This is a genomic window from Flavobacterium limi, assembly GCF_010645075.1.
GTDB lineage: Bacteria > Bacteroidota > Bacteroidia > Flavobacteriales > Flavobacteriaceae > Flavobacterium > Flavobacterium limi.
Map to the genome: position 1 here is coordinate 254399 of NZ_JAADZV010000007.1, position 16631 is coordinate 271029.

At 34.3% G+C, this 16631-nt stretch carries 15 protein-coding genes; 2 read left to right on the forward strand and 13 right to left on the reverse strand.

The features are described 5' to 3' along the window. Window positions 1-5: 5 nt before the first annotated feature. Entirely contained in the window at window positions 6-362 is a 357-nt protein-coding gene (locus tag GXM16_RS15800; RefSeq protein WP_163395448.1) for an arsenate reductase family protein, read from the reverse strand. A 76-nt stretch (window positions 363-438) separates the two neighbouring features. On the opposite strand from GXM16_RS15800, the gene GXM16_RS15805 reads away from it, so the two are divergent. Then, window positions 439-894 (forward strand): DinB family protein, encoded by a 456-nt coding sequence (locus GXM16_RS15805; RefSeq protein WP_163395449.1) that lies wholly within the window; start codon window positions 439-441, stop codon window positions 892-894. A gap of 14 nt (window positions 895-908) precedes the next feature. Here GXM16_RS15805 and GXM16_RS15810 read toward each other — a convergent pair whose 3' ends face one another. From GXM16_RS15810 to GXM16_RS15830, 5 genes are all read right to left on the reverse strand, one after another. Beyond that, the gene (locus GXM16_RS15810; RefSeq protein ID WP_163395450.1) at window positions 909-1394 is read right to left on the reverse strand and encodes a septal ring lytic transglycosylase RlpA family protein; all 486 of its coding nucleotides are present in this window, start codon (window positions 1392-1394) and stop codon (window positions 909-911) included. A gap of 87 nt (window positions 1395-1481) precedes the next feature. Continuing rightward, window positions 1482-1907 (reverse strand): hypothetical protein, encoded by a 426-nt coding sequence (locus GXM16_RS15815; protein WP_163395451.1) that lies wholly within the window; start codon window positions 1905-1907, stop codon window positions 1482-1484. Between the two features lie 104 nt (window positions 1908-2011). Further along, complete coding sequence (locus tag GXM16_RS15820; RefSeq protein ID WP_163395452.1) at window positions 2012-4732, reverse strand: TonB-dependent receptor; 2721 nt, start codon at window positions 4730-4732, stop codon at window positions 2012-2014. Window positions 4733-5047: 315 nt separating this feature from the next. Continuing rightward, entirely contained in the window at window positions 5048-6691 is a 1644-nt protein-coding gene (pgi, locus tag GXM16_RS15825) for a glucose-6-phosphate isomerase (protein WP_163395453.1), read from the reverse strand. A 163-nt stretch (window positions 6692-6854) separates the two neighbouring features. Next, window positions 6855-7226: a DoxX family protein gene (locus tag GXM16_RS15830; protein WP_163395454.1), complete on the reverse strand. Its 372-nt coding sequence runs from the start codon at window positions 7224-7226 to the stop codon at window positions 6855-6857. 91 nt (window positions 7227-7317) lie between these two features. Here GXM16_RS15830 and GXM16_RS15835 point away from each other — a divergent pair, with 91 nt between their 5' ends. After that, the gene (locus GXM16_RS15835) at window positions 7318-7680 is read left to right on the forward strand and encodes a winged helix-turn-helix transcriptional regulator (RefSeq protein ID WP_163395455.1); all 363 of its coding nucleotides are present in this window, start codon (window positions 7318-7320) and stop codon (window positions 7678-7680) included. A gap of 22 nt (window positions 7681-7702) precedes the next feature. Here the strand turns inward: GXM16_RS15835 and GXM16_RS15840 are convergent, their stop codons facing one another. The 7 genes from GXM16_RS15840 to GXM16_RS15870 form a co-directional block, all read right to left on the reverse strand. Then, window positions 7703-8323 (reverse strand): hypothetical protein, encoded by a 621-nt coding sequence (locus GXM16_RS15840; RefSeq protein WP_163395456.1) that lies wholly within the window; start codon window positions 8321-8323, stop codon window positions 7703-7705. 16 nt (window positions 8324-8339) lie between these two features. After that, a complete protein-coding gene (locus GXM16_RS15845; protein WP_163395457.1) occupies window positions 8340-9560 on the reverse strand; it encodes a peptidoglycan DD-metalloendopeptidase family protein in 1221 nt (406 codons plus the stop codon). Window positions 9561-9582: 22 nt separating this feature from the next. Further along, window positions 9583-10524, reverse strand: coding sequence for a tryptophan 2,3-dioxygenase family protein (locus GXM16_RS15850; RefSeq protein WP_163395458.1), 942 nt, complete (start codon window positions 10522-10524; stop codon window positions 9583-9585). Next, window positions 10524-11294 carry a DUF3108 domain-containing protein gene (locus tag GXM16_RS15855; RefSeq protein WP_163395459.1) on the reverse strand — a complete coding sequence of 257 codons (771 nt, stop codon included), beginning with the start codon at window positions 11292-11294 and terminating at the stop codon, window positions 10524-10526. Before GXM16_RS15855 ends, GXM16_RS15850 begins: the two co-directional genes overlap by 1 nt. Before the next feature lie 294 nt (window positions 11295-11588). Continuing rightward, the gene (gene hppD, locus GXM16_RS15860) at window positions 11589-12749 is read right to left on the reverse strand and encodes a 4-hydroxyphenylpyruvate dioxygenase (RefSeq protein WP_163395460.1); all 1161 of its coding nucleotides are present in this window, start codon (window positions 12747-12749) and stop codon (window positions 11589-11591) included. Between the two features lie 187 nt (window positions 12750-12936). Beyond that, entirely contained in the window at window positions 12937-14094 is a 1158-nt protein-coding gene (locus tag GXM16_RS15865) for a homogentisate 1,2-dioxygenase (RefSeq protein ID WP_163395461.1), read from the reverse strand. Window positions 14095-14306: 212 nt separating this feature from the next. Beyond that, the gene (locus GXM16_RS15870; protein ID WP_229684364.1) at window positions 14307-16589 is read right to left on the reverse strand and encodes a patatin-like phospholipase family protein; all 2283 of its coding nucleotides are present in this window, start codon (window positions 16587-16589) and stop codon (window positions 14307-14309) included. Between the last annotated feature and the right edge of the window lie 42 nt (window positions 16590-16631).

Consider the following 16631-nt stretch of genomic DNA (forward strand, 5'->3'; position numbering starts at 1 on the left):
TTAGGTTACTTTTCTTCTAAAGCTTTCATCACCTGCAGAATATTCTGCTGGCTGTTCCCGATGTAAATTTTACCATCGATAATAAAAACCGGACGGCTTAAAAAAGTATAATGTTCCAAAATGTATTTTTTGAAATCGGCTTCTGTCAGTGATTTGTTTTTAAGATCCATTGATTTGTACAATTGTGCTTTCTTGCTGAATAACGCTTCGTAGCTTCCGGACAATTGGTACATTTCTTCCAGTTCAGCTACCGTAATCGGGTCTTGTTTGATATCATGAAAAACCAGATTATGATTTTCAGGAAGGCTTTTGATAATTTTTCGGCACGTATCGCAAGAGGCTAAGTAGTATATTTTGTTCATAATTTTTAGTTTATTTCGGTACAAAGAAAATTAATTGATCCTTAAAATTGTCTAATTTTATTGAAAAAATAAATTTATGAATTCAGTTTTCGAAGTACAAAAAACAAGCAGGGAAATTTTGTTGAAAATTTTAGATAATCATTCATTAGAGCAATTAAATAAAATTCCTGAGGGTTTTAATAATAATTTGATCTGGAACATTGCGCATTGCATAGCAGCTCAACAGAGTTTAATCTACAAATTATCCGGACTTCCATCTATAGTTCCTGAAGATTTTATTGCCAGATACAGCAAAGGAACCAAACCCGAAGGCGATGTTTCGCAGGCAGAAGTGGACAAAATCAGAAGCTTACTTTCTGAAACACTGGATCAGGTCCAGAAAGATTATGCAGATAAAATTTTTGTAAATTATAGAGAATATACCACGAGTATGGGATTTACACTTCGAAACGTTGAAGATGCGTTATCATTCAATAATTACCATGAAGGCACACATACCGGAATTATAATGAGTATCCGAAAGTTGGTTTAGAACTTTCGGATTTTTTATTTTTCAATAGTTTCAATTGTCACATTCATGGCACCTGCTCCTTTGTTTTTAGCAATCTCCATAAAAGCTCTTTTAGATAAATCTATTTCTCTTGTTTTAACAAATGGACCTCTGTCTGTAATTTCAACAATTACAAATTTTCCATTGGCTTCATTGGTTACTTTTACTTTAGTTCCGAAAGGTAATTTTTTGTGAGCAGCTGTATATTTATTATTATTGAAACGTGCTCCGCTTGCTGTTTTTTTTCCGTTAAAACGATCGTGATAATAAGAAGCGTGAGCTGATTTTTTATAAACTTTTAATTTTAGGCCTTCAACACTAAAAACAGAATCGTTTAAAGGCGCCATTTTTAATTTATCTGTTTTTAAAGTATCCTGAGAAACCTTAGCTTCAACAGGTTTACTCTGACTCATAACGTAGGTAAAGCAACTTAATAAAGTCACTGAAAGAATAGAGAGCAAAATATTTTTTTTATTCTTCATAATTTATTTTTTTTCAGACCTGGGGGGAGTTTGTACAAATAATATGCCGAGATAAAAAAAGCCCTGTAGGAAGGGCTTATTTTGGTTTTACTGAAACCATAAGTTCCATGGAATTCTGCTTAAAATAAGCACTAACCCTAAACCGTAAAAAATAGCGAATGTTTTAAATTTTGCTTCACTATTTATTAGTTCTTTATGTTTTGACCATCCTATTGTGATTAAAGCAATAGCAATTAAATTGATTAATGGGTGTTCTAATGAAGTTAGTCGAAGTGCTGCATTTGACATCTGACCAAAAGCATCTTTTCCTAACGGAGATACAAAATAAAGAATCAAACCGATTAATAGTTGTGTATGTGTCCCTATTAAAGCGAAAAGGGCAATTTTTCGGTCTTTAGCAGTAAAATCTTTTTTTGAAGTGAATCCTAAAATGGCATTTACAACTGCAATTAATAAAAGTAATAATGCCAAATAAGCCCAGCCAGAGTGGAGCTTTTGAATAAAATGATACATAGATTAATATTTTGTTTAAAACAAATATAACAAAAAAGGGTATAAAAAAACGGCAATGACCTATAAAGTCAGTGCCGTTTTGATATTTATTCTGGTTCTAAATTTTAGAAGTTAAATCTCATACTAAAGTTCCATGTTCTTCCAAATCCAAAATACACCTGGTTTGCATTTGCAATGCCATCGTATGTTTTTCCTGAGGAAGCATAAGTAGGTCCTGAAGTTCCTGATACAAAATCATCTGCAAATATGTTTGTTTTTGATTCAGAAATATAAATTTCATCTAAGACGTTGTTTACATTCACTCTGAAGCTTAAAGAGCTTTTACCTGAAATTAACCATTTATATGAAACACCAGCATCCATTAATCCGTAAGAAGGTAATTCTAAAGTACCTTTATGATTTTCTGCAGAAAATCTTCCTGGCTCAATAGCAGCATAAAGGCGATCCGTATAACGGTAATTTGCATCAACACTAAAACGTTCCAAAATTTCATATGAAGCTCCTAAACTTGCTGTTGTCTGAGCTGCATCCCCAACTTTTACACCGTCAAGGTATAATGTCCCTGTTTCAAGCTGCACATTATTCTGATCAAACTTGGTATAACTTGCATCTCCTTCATATTTCCATTCTCCATATGAAAACATTGCATTTAAATTTAATTTTGGAGTTGGCCTTGCATTTAATTCAAGCTCGACACCAGTGTGAAGTTCGTTTACACCTAATGCGTCAAAATATCCGTTTCGGTTTGAAGAACTCGGGTCAGTTGATCTTTGGTATCTGTCTTCCCAAGAAGTATAGTACACATTTAAATTAGCATTAATGATTGAAGATCTGTAACCATACCCTCCTTCAATTCCCAAGACTTTTTCATTAGGAGTATCAAATGCAACAGATTGATTATTACGATAGACTGCATTAAAGAATGGCTGTTTAGAATAATATCCTGCATTTGCAAAAACATTATGGTGCTCATTAATATTGTAGTTAGCACCCCCTTTTACGTTACCTCCTAAAATATTTTCAGTATCCGTTTTATAAAGCGGGTCAGACTTTAGATAAAGAAAAGTATCCTGTCTTTGAAATCCCTGGTTAGAAATTGCACCCTGAACAAAAGCTGAAAGTTTTTCTCCTGAATATTCCAACTGCGTAAATGCTCCATACCAATTAACATATCCGTTATTGTCATATTCAATTTTTTCCTGATCTTTTACGTTTGTAAAAGGATTGAAACTTGGAGATGCCGAGTAGGTTTCATATAGATATCTACCATTTGGCTTAAAAGTAGCATTTTTATTATCAAAATAAACATCAGCACCTAATCTGTCACTTACATTTCTAAAGTGGTATCCTGTATATGTTCTTGCATCAATACCAAAATCAAGAGTCAATGTTTCTGTTAATTTTTGATTTAAATTAATTACAGCACCATACCAGTCATGTGAGTTAATGGAAGCTCTTCTTGTAAATCCTGTTGTGCTGTTAACAACATATTCACCATCAGCATTAGGAGTCAATGGAGCTCCAACAGTATTTGGCTGACCTGTATTAAACTTAACAAATTCATCAAAAGGGACTAAACCATCAGCAGTTTTGAAAGCGAAAGGACTTTTCCCAATACTTCCTGTTCCTCCTCCTCTACCCCATGAAGCGTATAATACTGAAGATAATTTGGTTCTCTCTGAAATTTTAAAGTCATAATTAAGAGAAGCTACAGGTTTACTATAGAAGTTTCTCGCCCATGAATATTCTTCCCCATTTTTATACCCCCAATCAGAGTTATATTTAATGTTTGGCTCGTTCTTAGCCGGATCTCCGTATTGAATATAAGATGCTAAAGTATTAGCAAAACTTCTTTGGTGGTGCCATTGTGGAGCACCTGTGAAAGTAAATTGAAAATCGTGCTTATTGTTTTTACTTGCATATCCAACCCCAACAAAGTAGTTTTGACCGGAGAATTTAGTACCATCAACATAACCATCCCCAATTGTATTACTTAATAATATAGAAAGTGACAGACCGTTATTCATTTTTCCTGTAGAATAGGAAACAAGACTCTTAAAATAATTATCATTACCTGTTGTAAAAGCAACTGTTCCGCCCTCTTTCATATCTGCAGATCTGGTCACAACATTTATAGTTCCCCCAACTGAAGATATAGCTAATTTAGAAGAACCTAAACCTCTTTGTACCTGCATAGCAGAAGTAACATCTGACAAACCTGCCCAGTTACTCCAGTAAACAGAGCTATTTTCCATATCATTAACGGGAACACCGTTAATCATTACAGCAATGTTTCTTTGGTCAAATCCTCTAATATTGATTCTTGAATCTCCAAATCCACCACCTCCTTTTGTTGCATATACCGAAGGAGTATTGGCAAGAATCTCAGGAAATTCCTGTGACCCTAATTTTGTCTGAATTTCTGCAGCTTTAATTGTAGAAACAGCAACAGGAGTTTTTCTGTCTTTAGCAATATCGACTACTGTACTTTTAACCACAATTTCTTGTAATTGATTAGAGTCGGACTCAAGGATTATAGATCCTAAATTTGTTGTTGAACCGTTTGAAACCGAAAATCTCAAAGTTTGGGTATTATAACCCAGGTAAGTAATTACCAGTTCGCCAGTATTCGTTTGGCTTTCAATAGTAAATTTACCATCAAAATCGGTAGAAGTTGCAATTTTAGATCCTTTGATAACTACATTAGCTCCTGGCAACGAACCTGTACCATCGGTAATAATACCTGTGATTTTACCCTGAGAAAATGCGGTTGAAACTATCATGAACAATAGTCCTGTAAGTAACCAATTTTTCATTGTCTTCATTTGTTATTTTTTTGTTTATTGTTTTTGGCAAAATTATAACAAATTAATCAGATAATGTTAGCAAAAAGTTAAGAATAACAAGTTTTGCGTATTGCATTGAACATTAATACGATTTTATCTTTAAATGATAAATAAAATATAATTTTTCAATTTAATGTTTATTTTTTTTATTAAAAAAATAATAATATTGGCAACCAAAACCTTGTAAAGAAGTAATAATCAATATTTTTTGTAAGAATCTTTAAAATTATATAACAAAAAACGCCGTAATTTAAAAAATTACGGCCTTCCTGTTTTTAATAAAATTAAAAGCTGTTATTTTTTGCTTAAGAAATGATTAAGCAAAAATGAAGTCGAACTATCATGCGTTTTTACCGTTTTAGAATTGATTTCATCTAAAATAGAATTTGCCAGTTGTTTTCCTAATTCTACCCCCCATTGATCAAAACTAAAAATATTCCAGATTACTCCCTGAACAAAAATCTTATGCTCGTATAAAGCAATCAATGAACCCAAGCTTTTTGGTGTAAGTTTATCGATCAGAATAGTATTGGTTGGTTTGTTTCCTGTAAAAACTTTAAATGGCAATAAGTAAGCTGCTTTTTCTGCAGAAAGTCCTTGTTTGTCAAACTCTGCCTGAACCTGTGCAGCCGTTTTTCCGTTTAGTAAAGCTTCTGTCTGAGCAAAAAAGTTAGACATCAATTTATCATGATGATCTTCGTTTCCGTATAATGGTTTTACGAATCCAATAAAGTCTGTCGGAATCAATTTTGTTCCCTGGTGGATTAGTTGAAAAAACGCGTGTTGTGAATTTGTTCCCGGCTCTCCCCAGATAATAGTTCCGGTTTGATAGTTAACCGGTTTTCCGTCGCGGCCAACACTTTTTCCGTTGCTTTCCATGGTTGCCTGCTGCAGGTATGGTGCTAACTTTTGCAAATACTGCGTGTATGGAATCAAAGCTTCACTCTCGGCACCATAAAAATTATTGTACCAAACACTCAACAAAGCTAAAATTACCGGAATATTTTGATCGAATTCTGCCGACTTGAAATGTTCATCCATTTCGTTGGCGCCTTTCAATAAATCATTGTAATTATCGAAACCAATTGCCAAAGCAATGCTCAGACCAACTGCGCTCCATAATGAAAATCTTCCTCCAACCCAGTCCCACATCGGGAAAACATTATCAGGATTAATCCCGAATTCCGTTACTTTTTGGATATTGGTAGAAACTGCCACAAAATGTTTGGCAATATCTTCCTGAGATGCTGATTTCAAAAACCATTCTTTGATAGTTTCTGAGTTTGATAATGTTTCCTGAGTTGTAAAAGTCTTAGAAACAATCAAAAATAATGTGGTTTCAGGATTCAATTTTTTGATTACTTCATTCACGTGATCACCATCTACATTCGAAACGAAATGTACATTTAAATGATTTTTGTAAAATTGTAAAGCTTCCACAGCCATTGCAGGACCAAGGTCAGAACCCCCAATTCCTATGTTTACGATATCCGTAAAAGCTTTTCCGGTATATCCTTTTCTTTCTCCCGAAATTACTTCGTTTGTGAAGTTTTTAATTTTATTTTTTACTTCGTAAACTTCCGAAATTACATTTTCTCCGTCTACTTTTATAACTGCAGACTCCGGTGCGCGCAAAGCAGTATGCAAAACCGCTCTGTTTTCTGTCTGATTGATGATTTCTCCTCCAAAATATTGAGCAATAGCACTTTTTAATTCAATTGAATTTGCTAATTTCAGCAAAAGCGAAATAGTTTCTTCGCTAATATTGTTTTTAGAATAATCAACTAAAAAGTCATTCCATTGCAAATTGAATTTTTCTACACGATTAACATCCTGCTGAAATAATTCCTGTATTGTAGTCTGCTGAATTGCGTTGAAGTGGTTTTGAAGATTTTTCCACGCATCAGTTCCTGTTGGATTTGTTGTGTTTAAAGCCATTTTTTTTTAATTGTAGTTTTTTTTAGAAACACAAAAATACTGAAATTAGTTTTTAATAACGGAACGCTTTGCAATTATATAACAATTAGTTACGAAAACGTTTTATGTTTTTACTCATCCTGAAAAATTCTACTTAATTCAATGATTTGGAAAATACATACGGCTATAACATTATTCTAAAATTTTTATCAGTAGCCAACAATACTAATGTAAGAACACACATTATTAAAGAGTTATAAAAATAAACATATTCTTTATGAGCCATATGAGTTGTAAATGCACCAACGGCAAATGGAAATAAAAATAATATTCCCGCATTTTTATATTGTGGCTTAAAAATTCCAATTATAAGGAGTATTACACCAAATAATTCTAAAATCCCAATTGAGATTGTCCAGATTTTATTAAACCCCAAAGATTTCATACTTTGCATCATCGATTTTTTTTGAAATACTTTAAAAAGCGATGCATAACCAAATACATAAAGATAATAAGCATAGCTTAGCCAGTGAAGAGTCATTTTAATTGTTTCCATTTTTTAAAATTTTAATTTTCACAAATATCATTATTAACGCTCAAAAAAAAGGATACATACCTAATTGTAAGGAACAAACAAAATAGTAAGTATGAAACTTAGAAAAGAAAACTCCACTAATAACATTAACGAAATTTACTGGAAAGAAAACTGCGGAATTGCTTTTACATTATCACTAATTGGAGGCAGATGGAAAATCAACATCCTGTCTTATCTGCTTGCTGAAAAAAAACTCAGATATAATGAATTAAAAAGCAGACTGACCGGGATTTCTGAACGCATTTTAGTTTTAAAACTTAAGGAATTAGAACAGGATGATTTGATAAAGAGAATTGTACACGCACAAGTTCCTCCAAAAGTAGAATATGAATTAACAGAGCTTGGGCAATCTTTTAAAGAGATATTGATTTTGATGGATCAATGGGGTGAAACAAATTTGAAGAAACTATTTTAATCTAAAAAAACAAAATTCTTCACTACCAAATCTTCCACCAGGGCTTTTTATTGATTTCAATTGTCTTTTTATCCTTGTTGATCTCAATCCTTTTTGATTCTTCAACTTTTATGGTTGTATCATCGAAAAACATTTCGCCGAGATCATTCATCCCAATTGGTGCTTTGGTCTTTTCCTTCCAGTTTTCTGTTTGCAATTCCGGAATTAAAGGAGCATTGATTTTGGAACTAAATTTTTGTCTGGCTTTCTCCGTTATTTCTTCTTCAATATTAGAAGTTGAATTTTTAAAAAGCGAAAGTGAATTATCCGGAATATGAAGCAGAAAAACCTGCGTTTTGTTTCCGATTTTTTGGATATCCAAAACTTTAAAAAATGTAATCTCATCCAAAAGAAAATGTCCGATTTTCGAAGATTCAGGATTGAATTTCGATAAATCTTTTGCATTGGCACTTGCAATTAAATATCTAAAATTACCTGAAAGTCCTCCACCCATAGAAGTCATATCGGTAAAGCCTTTCTCTTTGATTATTTGCCCAATTTTATAATTTGAAATTAGGTTTCCAGAAAGATTAGTGTCTCTGTAAAATAGTTTTAAATCTGAAAAAGTCTCATCAAGAGTTTCTTTAATGCGTTTGTTCTTCATGTTTTTCTAAGAAATACTAAAGATTACCAATACTATCCAGTTCTCTCTTTAAAGGTTCCATTTGTCTTAAGAAACGGGTTTTATCATTTCCGGTCAAAGATTCCCCTGTTGGTAAGTTAAGACGAAGTGCATCTACCTGAATGCCATTTTTCCAGAAACGATAGCAAACATGAGGCCCGGAAGCTAGTCCAGTACTTCCAACAAGTCCGATGGTTTGTCCTTGTGTTACACGCTGTCCGCGGCGGACCAGAATTTTAGACATATGCAAATACTGGGTCGAATAAGTCCCGTTGTGTTTTACTTTTACAAAATTTCCGTTTCCGGCAGTGTAACCTGTCTGTTCAACTATCCCCGAAGCTGTTGTAGAAATTGGGGTTCCTCTTGGAGCTGCATAATCAGTTCCTTTGTGGGCTTTCCATCTGTGCTGTACCGGATGAAACCTGTTCATGGTAAATCTTGAAGTAATACGGCTGAATTTAATTGGTGTTTTTAAGAAGAAGTTTTTAAGTGTTTTTCCTTCATCATCATAATATTCAATTTTCCGGGAGAGCGTATCTTTTTCAAATGGAAAAGCGTAGATGATTTTTCCTTTGTATTCAAAAAATGCTGCCTGTAAGTCTTCTACGCCGTCGTAGGTTTTACCATTAATGAAACGTTCTGTAAAAATTAAACCGTAGCGATCTCCTTTTTTAAGCTTGAAAAAATCGATAGACCAGGAAAACACCTTTGTAATTCGGCTGGCAAGAGCAGCCTCGACACTATTATTTCCTAAAGTTTCAGATAAAGAACTTTTTAAGACACCGCCAATTATTTTGCGCTTGAACGTAACCGGTTTTACCTTTTTGTAAGCTGATGCAATACTGTCCCTAAAATCTACCACATAATACGTAAGTGCATCAGGCTGATAAATAAAAACCTGCAGTTTATTGGTTTTGTTTTTTGACCGAAGAATAGTGTAAGGTTTATTATAACGAATGGTCCTTACATTAAAAGAATCCTTTACCTGCTCTACAATATTATAAACCTGTTTATCACCAATATTCTGACCTTGTATTATGGATCCAAAAGAATCTCCTTTTTGTACCGTATCGTGAACAACATTAAAATCATTGTAATTAAATCCAAATTCTACCTTTTTAGTTTTTGGCTTACTAATTTTAGTTTCAACTTTTTCTTCTGTTTTATTACATGAAATTATTGAAAATAAGAATGTTATAATTACGAATGCTTTTTTCAAACTTTTATTTTTTTCTGGAAAACTAAGCCGTCGGCTCATTCCCCCAATTGGACAATTCTTCTTCGGTCCACAATTTAGGAAAAAAGATGCGTCTTTGGTATTTTGGGTGCATATATTTTTGCCAGTCGCTTCCACCTGTAGCTTCTCCGTTTCCTTTTCCGCTTTCCAGAATATATTTTATAGCTGTATTTAAATGCTGCATTACCCAGGTAATATTTACCGTATAATCATAATGACGCATTGCCTTAATCAATTCGGTATTTTGCTGATCTTGAATTGGTAACTGAGTAAATTTTTGCCAGATATTTTTCGTTTTAAAATCTGACATTTGGCTCAGAAACTGCCCTTTATATTTTTTTTCGAATTCCTGAAGCAAATACGATTTCTCACCTGTCTGGTAATCTTTTCCTGCAGCCTGCCAGTACAAATATTCAAAAGAAGTTGCTACATCAGTGTTTTCATCAAAACTAGCTTTGTATCTTCTATCCGTTAGATTAATAACATCTGTTGAAGCAAACTCAATCATTCTGTATTGTGCACTTTGGAAACCACTTGCGGGAGTCAGGGTATTTCTGAATTTCATGTATTGGTCTACATCCATTCCGTTTTCCATAATACTGAACGAATTGGTCAGCATGTCAAAATAGCGGGTAATTCTGGAAAGTCTTTCACTAAAAAACTCTACCTGAATATTTTCAGTATCGGCAATCTGATCAATTTCCCACAAAATCATTTTAAAAATCAATTCGTTGACCTGATGATACATAATAAAAACCATTTCATCAGGAAGCGTAGTGCGTTGTATCTGAAGATTTAAAAGTGCATCCGTTTGGATATAATCCCAGTATGTAATTGGTTTAGACCAAAGCAATCCTTCAAGCTGAACATCTGTTTTTTGATTTATAGCTTTAAATTTAAGATCAATTTCTTTCAGGATTGATTCAGAATTATCTGTGGTATTCATTATTTTTTTACTTTAAATGGATATTTTAATCCTTTATATTGGTCAAGATCAGCCTTAAGTGACCCAACTGCTAAATCGGCCTTAATTCTAACCGGAACTTTATTATTATCATCTGTTATCCAAAGCGTTACACTCTCTTTTTCTTTAAAGACACGCCCAGTTTGCACTAATGGCTTAAAAACCATCGTAGAAACGGTGCCAAATTTAGTTGTAATATCCTGACGACCTATATATTTTAACTTAAATTTTGTGATCTCCTCATCAAAAAACATGTCAATTGTAATAGATTCACCCGATTTTAATTTGTCGATATTAGGATGGTTACGTAAGTAATAAAAAGCCGAAATAATGTCCTGTGCCTTATCTGTAACAATAATTGTTTTTTCGGTTTTACGCTTATAATCTTTTACCAAAACACGATTTTGTGACTGCATAAAAAAGCCTTCCTGATTTTTAGTGTAACCACCTTCGTTTATTTTTCGGATATAGCGATAAGGATCACCGTTTTCTTTATCGAAATAGCTTTCGTATAAATCTTCCACCTTAAAAAAAAATTTAGACATACCGGTGGTGTAGCCTTTACCCACTGCATGAAAAACTTTTTTATTATTTACAACAGCTTCTTTAACTTCGAGAGTAGCATATCCTGCATTTACAATTCCGTAATGAATTCTGAATCTGAAATACTCCCCCACATCAAAAGCATCTTCTTTATAGGTATCAAAACTTAGTGTGGCGAGTATAAATATGAATAGAGTTAGTTTTTTCATAATAAGACTTTTACTGTTTATGGGCGATAAAAGCAAATTTTATTCCAAATATACCAAAACAAAAAAACTCAGTCAACGAATGACTGAGTTTTTATGCTATTAACTAACCAAAAAACTATAAATTATGAAAATTTATATCAATTCGGAAGGAAACCACCCCTTCCTGATTTGCGAGTGCAAAGATAGACACAAAGTTTAGATAATAAATAGCAAAAAGCGAGTTTAACAAAACATTTGCATTAAAATCATCAATTTATAGGGGATTTTTTTACATAATGTAAAAAAAACATAATTTTACAAAGTTCCCCTTAACTCCTGCTCCCTTTCAATTGACTCAAAAAGGGCTTTGAAGTTACCTGCACCGAAGCCTTTTGCACCCATTCTTTGGATTATTTCGAAGAAAAGCGTTGGCCTGTCCTGAACCGGCTTTGTAAATATCTGCAATAAGTACCCGTCTTCGTCAGCATCAACCATGATAGCCAGTTTTTCAATTTCGTTTAAATCTTCTTTCATCATTTCCATATGAACACCTAATCTTTCCGGAATTGCTTGATAATAGGTATGAGGAGGAGCCGATAAAAATTCAACGCCCCGTGCTCTCAAAGCCGAAACGGTTTTGATAATATCATCTGTCGCAATGGCGATATGCTGAATTCCGGGTCCTCCATAAAAATCCAGGTACTCCTCAATTTGTGACTTTTTCTTCCCTTCAGCCGGTTCGTTGATTGGAAATTTAATTCTTCCGTTACCGTTTGACATTACCTTACTCATCAATGCTGAATATTCCGTCGTAATTTGCTTGTCATCAAAGGATAGAAAATTCACGAATCCCATAACATCTTCGTAGAATTTTACCCAGATATTCATCTCGTTCCAGCCTACATTACCAACCATGTGATCTATATATTTTAATCCCGTTGGTTCCGGATTGTAATCTGATTTCCATTCTTTGTAACCCGGTAAGAAAACGCCATTATAGTTTTTTCTTTCCACAAAAATGTGAACTGTTTCTCCGTACGTATAAATCCCGGAGCGAACCACCTGACCAAATTCATCTTGCTCAACGGTTGGTTCCATAAAAGAGCGTGCTCCACGCTTCATCGTTTCTTCGTAAGATTTCGTTGCATCTTCAACCCAAAGTGCCGCCACTTTTACACCGTCGCCGTGTTTTTTCAGATGTTCAGTTATTGGAGAATCTGCATTAAGAGGCGTAGTCAAAACAATCCTGATTTTGTCCTGCTTCAAAACATAGGAAGCTCTGTCTTTTACTCCGGTTTCTAATCCTGCATAAGCCAATGACTGATAACCGAAAGCCGTCTTATAATAGTGTGCCGATTGTTTGGCATTTCCAACGTAAAACTCTACATAATCTGTTCCTAACAACGGAAGGAAATCCTGTGCTCCTTCGAATATTTTTTCTAATCCGTATTCTACTGATTTAATTTCTTTTGACATGATGTTTATTTGTTTAATCGGTTAATCCTATATTTGATGAACCGAAATTGTTATTTTGATTTTCGCCCTGATAGGAATGGGAATACTTTTACTTTTTTTCTCTAAAAAATAAAAGATTGGAATGTATAGCAGGAATAGCTCCTTAAAACTATCTTGCTAGTGAGATTGCTTCGTTCCTCGCAATGAATTACTCAGTCCACGATTTATAATACCGACCATCATCAAGCCCCATTGCTTCTTCAGTAACCATAAGCGGACGAAACGTATCAACCATAACAGCTAATTCCTGCGTTTCTTTATGACCGATGCTGCGTTCCATTGCGCCTGGTGCAGGACCATGCGGAATTCCTTTCGGGTGTAACGTGATATGCCCCTGCTCGATATTATTACGGCTCATAAAATCGCCATCTACATAATATAATACTTCATCAGAATCGATATTGCTGTGATTATAAGGTGCCGGAATTGCTTTTGGATGATAATCATAAAGTCTTGGGCAAAAAGAGCAAACAACAAAAGCTGCCGTTTCAAAAGTTTGATGTACTGGCGGCGGCTGGTGGACGCGTCCCGTTATAGGTTCGAAATTGTGAATAGAGAAACCGTATGGAAAATTGTAGCCGTCCCAGCCCACGACATCAAAAGGATGAGTAGCATAAACCACTTCATGAATCATTCCCTCTTTTTTGATTTTAATTAAAAAGTCACCTTTTTGATCATATGTTTCTAATTCGTTTGGCAAAATAAAATCGCGTTCGCAAAATGGAGAATGCTCTAAATGCTGACCAGACTGGTTTTTATAACGCTTTGGAGTATAAAAAGGGGAATAAGATTCTACATAAAACAGACGATTATCTTCTGTATCGAAATCTATTTGATAAATGATCCCGCGTGGGATAATCAGATAATCACCATATTCAAAAGGAATATTCCCTAGCATTGTTCTTAATTTTCCTTTTCCTTTATGGATGAAAATCATTTCATCGGCATCGGCATTTTTATAGAAATAATTTCGAAGCGATTCTTTTGGGGCTGCCAAACCAATGATGCAATCTTTATTTAGAAGCATTGCTTTTCGGCTGTCTAAAAAGTCATTTTCAGGTTTTAATTCAAAACCTTTAAAAAGCAGTGATTTTATATTTTTTTCGATTGCAATTTTTGGTTCAACCGAATAAGAATTTAAAATTTCTTTGACCTGTGTTGGTCTGTGAATATGGTAAGACAATGATGAATGTCCATGAAAACCTTCAGTCCCAAACAATTGTTCATAGTAAAAACCACCGTCTGGTTTTTCAAACTGGGTGTGTCGCTTTTGCGGAAAGTTTCCGAGTTTATGGTATAATGGCATGGCTTTTCAATTAGATAATTTGTAAATTAGATAATTCGAAAATTGAATTGTGTGAACAGATAATCAGTTCAATTTTATAATTGACTAATCATCTCAATTCGGCCGTTTACTCAGGATTTCTCTTGATAAGGAATTGAAGATACTCTAATAAACCTGTCCATTTTGTTTTCATTACAACAAATATCGTAATTTTTATTGAGTTAAATTACAAATTAAAACAAAAATCCAATGTTGAACCAAGTATACCCTTTTGGATTTTCAGGAGACCATGAATATTTTACTTCTATTGGGCCAATAATAGTTTCCAATCCATATCCTACTGCATAACCGGAATATTTAGGCATATCGATCCAGTCTACTGTACTAAAAAGATCATCACCCAGATTAGCATAATTGGCAGAAAAATTAAGGTGATTTTTTCTAAATATTTCATAATCGAAAGTTATACCGGCTTTTATATAGCTGTCACCGGCAATGCTCAGGAAATCATATCCATAAAAATAATTGAAATTATTTACCTTATTATAACCATATCCTCCCAGAATGTAATCAAAAAAAGGTACGCTGTCATTTCCGAATGCAAATCCTGCATCAGACTGAAATTTTATAGTTGCCCTGTTAAAAACCGTTCTTGCAATCCCAATTTCAGCTTTTGCAGTGGAAAAAGGATTGAACTGATGTGTATAATTAGATGAAGCCAGATAAGTCTGAATATCTCCTGAAAAATACCAGCCTGATCTTGGAAAACTTTTATTATCAAAAGAATCGTATTTTAAATATCCGAAAACACTAAAATAATTGCTTTCGTCAATTACCGAGTTGGTGTCCAGTGTGGGTGATTTTATTTTTAAAAATTTATATTCAAGTCCACCGCCCATAAGAAATTTTTGCACGAAAATAGTTTGAAAATAGGCCTGATTCGAGATGTCCAAAAAATCAACATTGATCAGATTATCACTGGGATTACCACTCATTTGATTACTGATGCTCTCCGTTACATTGCGGTTGAACTGATTCAGCCTGGAGTTGAAACCAAAACTGATGTTAAAACCGTTTTCGACGTAATAATTAAAATCGTACCTGAAATTATCCCCCAGAATAATATCCAGTGAAGTATTATCGTTTTTTAAAAATGTTTTTCTGTGGGTCAGGTTTAACAAAACCGCGCTTTTGTAAAGGCCGTCATAATGAAGTCCCAGTTTCAAATAAGTGTGTGTTGGATTTTCTTTCAGAACCAGATTCAAATCATCTTTATTGCCGTTTGGCTCAAGCGAATAGGAAATAGCGCTAAAGTTGTGTGTGGCATCTATATTGTTTATTCCTACGCGAAGATCTTCATAAGTTATGGTACTGCCAGGCTTAAAACGGAGCTTGCTTGTTAAGTATTCTTTCGTATAATCCTTCAGCCTTGTATTGTTTATTTTTTTAATCTCCAGCGTATCCGAAGCAATTTTTAATTTGGGCTTCTTATAAAAATTTTGTCCGTCTGCCAGAGCTTTAATTTTTTCATAAACTTCAAATGTGGCATCTTCGCCTCTTCTGATAATTTGTCCGCCTTTATCAAATGAAATAACACCGAAATCACGAATATCCGGTTTGATATAAATATCGGTATCTGCCCTCTTGGCTTTCATTTTTTCAATCGACTGAAGATTCGTAATCTGAACCAGAATCCGTGTAGCATTTTTGAGGCCCTTTCTGGTCAGCAAATCATCCTGAACATCTACTCCAATGATAATATCTGCTCCTAAATCACGAACTTCCTTAATCGGGTAATTATTCACAACACCTCCGTCAACCAATAATTTTCCATCTACTTCAACAGGTGAAAATAAGGACGGAAAAGCGGCACTTGCCACCATCGCCTGAGCCAGATTACCCTTGTTAAGCAGTACTTCCTGACCTGTTTCGATATCAGTTCCAATACATAAAAAAGGGATTGGCAGTTTATTAAAATCCCGAACGTGCCGCACATTACGGGTGAGACTGCTCAACAAATTATAGTTGTACATCCCTTTTGAAAGTGCTTCCGGAATCCCAACCTTTAAATGGCTAAAAGGCAATACAATCGCATAAAGCTCGTCATTTCGTTTACCGTAGAAATTTTTGGAAGCCCTGGGGATATAGTCATTAATTAATTCATCAAAATTGGTTTGTTTGAAAATAGAGTCAATTTGTGAAGCATTATATCCTGTTGCATAAAGCCCCCCTATAACAGCCCCCATACTGGTTCCACCTATATAATCCACCCTGATTCCGGCTTCTTCTAAAACCTTTAAAACTCCAATATGCGCAAATCCTTTGGCCCCGCCACCGCTTAAAACCAGACCTATTTTTGGTCTTTTTTTTATGCTGTCTTGTTTTTTTTCCTGTGAAAAAGAATTTTGTGGAGTAAGTACTAAACATATAAAAAGCACCAATGCCCAGCCCCAGATGGAAATGGAAAACTGCGAGAGACAAAAAGCTATTTTTTCCTGTAAAAAAAGAGCGACCACAGAAGCTCCTTTTTTTGCAATTGAAAAAAAGCTTTTTGACCG